Consider the following 3,082-nt stretch of genomic DNA (forward strand, 5'->3'; position numbering starts at 1 on the left):
TCAAGAGCCGACTCTCGAACCGCCGCGAACGAGGTGCCCGGTACTTCGGACAATTCTTCGGACATTTTAGAAAGCGAAGCTGGTGCCCCATCAGCCAGCGGGGCAGAAGCGGAGGAATCAAACCCGCCGCCTGTGTCCCCCGGTGCAGAGGCGACGGGAACGTTCGAGGACCAGACGGATCTTCCGCCGGGCGACGAACCTTCTGCATCTCCCCTACTCACGCTTCTCCAGCAAACGGACAGAGTGATCGATCAACTCCGTCATCTGCACGACCAACTCTTCCGTCAGGCGCCTGCTGATCGCGAAGCACTGGCAGCGCTGCTGAACGGGGTCGAACCGACTGTGGAGGAACTCGTCGGGCAGTACCACCACCTCCTTCCCGACATCGTGCATGCGGAATCGGTTCCGCTTCCCGAAGAAATTCTTTCTCACCTGCACGAACAGGTACTCGCACTTCAACAGGCGGAGATCCGGCTCATCAGCATCGACTTGCGGGGGGACTTCCACGCCACTTTGAAAGAGGTCCAGGGAGAATGCAGCCGTTTGCTGGGATCTGTTCATGGACTCCGCGATGCGTTGGAAGCCGTTTATGCGCACGAGGCAGCCAACAGCAATTCTCCACCCGCGCTGACCTCTCCTGTTTGTTCCGACCCGCTCACCGGTCTTTTCAATCGGGTTGGTCTGGAAAGGTTCCTGCAAACGCACACGCTGAGCAGGCTGGCCAGAGATCGGTTGACGGCCGTCCTGTTCGATCTCGACCAATTTGCCAGGGTCAACCAGCGGTTCGGTCATCGCCTCGGTGACCAGACCCTGGCCGCCGTTGCGAAGGTTTTCCAACAGGGTTCCATTCGCCACGCCACCTGGGTGCGATATGGGGGCGATCAATTCCTTCTTCTTGTCCGGGAAACGGACCTCCGGCAGGGTGTCCAACACGCGGAGCAATTGCGGCAACAATTTGAAGTAGCCCAATTTGCGATCGCCGAGGAGAAGGTCCCCCTCACGCTGTCTGCCGCAGTGACCGAGCTACGCAACGACGATACCTCGACGAGCGTCTTTCTGCGATTGCTGGAGACGCTCAGGGAGGCGAAACGAGCGGGCGGCAACCGAACGTTCACCCACAACGGCCAAGCCGCTGCCCCGGTGGTTCCTCCCAATCTCCAGGTGGAGGAAAAAACCTACCAGGTGTCCGGCCCGCCGTCCGCCGCGGAGCAGGCAGCCGCTGTGGAGGAGGCGTTCCATCGCGGGTGAGCTTACCCCTCGCGAGTGGGTATCCCAAAAAAACACGGCCGCCAAATCCCTACCGGGGATCACCGGTTACGCAGTCCGGGCGTGGGGAGACCGCTCGCTCGGTTTTCCTGGTCACCCGAAATGGTACACTAACGGTAAAGTCGGGGCGTGCGATTGCGACGCAACCACCTGCCTGTAGGGTGCCGAGTTGTCCCCGGCCGGTGGATTGATCGATCCAACTCAGCGCCTCGGTCAGCTCCAGGTCCTTTGCGGGAGCACATTCCACCCGAGTGTTGTTTTCACATTGAGTGAGCTTTGCATCCATGAGCGATTCCTGGCCCCCCTACCCCAACAACGAGCGTTATCCCGAAGACCGGCGGACGTCCTGGCCGGAGGATGCAGCCGGGAATGCCCCTTTCCATTCCGAGGGTTCTCCCTACCGTGAGGCGGGGGTACCGCCCGAGCCAGAAGTTATTCGGGCGGAGTTCGCCACCCGGCCTCCCCAGCCGTCCCGGGCCAGATGGGTTGTCCCTCTCATCCTCTTCGTGCTCACATGTCTGAGCACGTTTGCGGCAGGTCAGGGATTTCAGAGACCGCTGGAAGGATTGAAATACTCGATCTGCATCATGGCCGTGCTCCTTTCCCACGAGATGGGACATTTCCTCCAGGCCCTTCGCTACGGGGCACCGGCTACACTGCCGTTCTTTTTGCCCATGCCCTTCTCGCCGATTGGCACGTTCGGGGCGGTTATTGCCATGGATACCCGTCGCCTCGATCGCCGGGCGCTGTTCGACATCGGCATCACCGGGCCGCTGGCAGGGCTTATTCCAACGCTTGTTTTCACCGTCGTGGGGATTCAGCAGTCCCAGGTTGTCCCGGTTGTTCGGGGACCGGCCTTCATGGAATTGGGAGAGCCACTTCTTTTCACCTATTTGACACAGTGGATCAAAGGCCCCCTCCCCGATGGTTACACCCTCCTCGTGGGGCCGATGGCGTTTGCCGGCTGGGTCGGCATGCTCATCACGGCGCTCAATTTGATTCCCATCGGACAACTGGACGGCGGACACATTCTGTATGCTTTATTGGGAAAACGAGCCAACGCCCTGGGCATGCTCCTGCTTCTGGCGGCCATCGCCGCGGTGGTCATCTTCGGCTACTGGGGATGGCTTCTCATGATCTTCCTGCTGGGCCTGCTGGGGCCGGAACATCCGCCGACTGCCAATGACGAAGCACCGCTGGGCTGGGGACGCGTCATCCTCGGATGGCTGGTCCTCGCTTTCATCATCGTGGGATTCACCCCCGAGCCATTCAAACTGTAAATCTCCTGCGAAAAAATTGCGTGGCACGGGTCACTCGGTCCAATGGGGCGAACCAACTAACCGGGGGACGCGGAGTGATACTCTCAAGCGCCACGCTGAAGACAGCAGCCGTCGAAGGAGCACAAACGATGGGTGGACGCAGCGAGGACGTATCACCCTCCGGAAAGCGGCGGTTTCGCCGCCCCCTTGGACTGCGCATCATCGGGGGGGAGTTCAAGGGGCGGCGTCTCCAGTACAGTGGGGACTGGTCTGTGCGTCCGATGCGTGACCGCGTTCGCGAGGCGGTTTTCAACATCCTCCGCGAAGCCATTCCCGGAAGCGTCGTACTCGATATCTTCGCCGGAACAGGTGCCATGGGCCTGGAGGCCCTCAGCCGCGGAGCTTCCTTTGCCTACTTCATCGAAAAGGACCCCGTCGCCTGCCAGTTTCTCCGCAAAAACGTCTCCCACCTGGGAGTCAACGATCGAGCCGAAATCATCCCCGCGGACGTTTTCCTCTGGTGGAAGCACCACCCCACGTTTCCCACGCAACCCCAT

Annotated in this window: 3 protein-coding genes; all 3 read left to right on the forward strand. The window is 60.7% G+C overall.

The genetic code is table 11. The annotated features are described in order from the left end of the window. A partial coding sequence (locus H5U08_RS14125; protein ID WP_297034364.1) for a sensor domain-containing diguanylate cyclase occupies nt 1-1,248 on the forward strand: 1,248 nt, incomplete at its 5' end. A 302-nt stretch (nt 1,249-1,550) separates the two neighbouring features. Continuing rightward, nucleotides 1,551-2,546 (forward strand): site-2 protease family protein, encoded by a 996-nt coding sequence (locus H5U08_RS14130; protein WP_297034367.1) that lies wholly within the window; start codon nt 1,551-1,553, stop codon nt 2,544-2,546. A gap of 128 nt (nt 2,547-2,674) precedes the next feature. After that, a partial coding sequence (locus H5U08_RS14135; protein WP_297034370.1) for an RsmD family RNA methyltransferase occupies nt 2,675-3,082 on the forward strand: 408 nt, incomplete at its 3' end.

The sequence above is a fragment of the Thermogutta sp. genome, from assembly GCF_014359955.1.
Taxonomy (GTDB): Bacteria; Planctomycetota; Planctomycetia; order Pirellulales; family Thermoguttaceae; genus Thermogutta.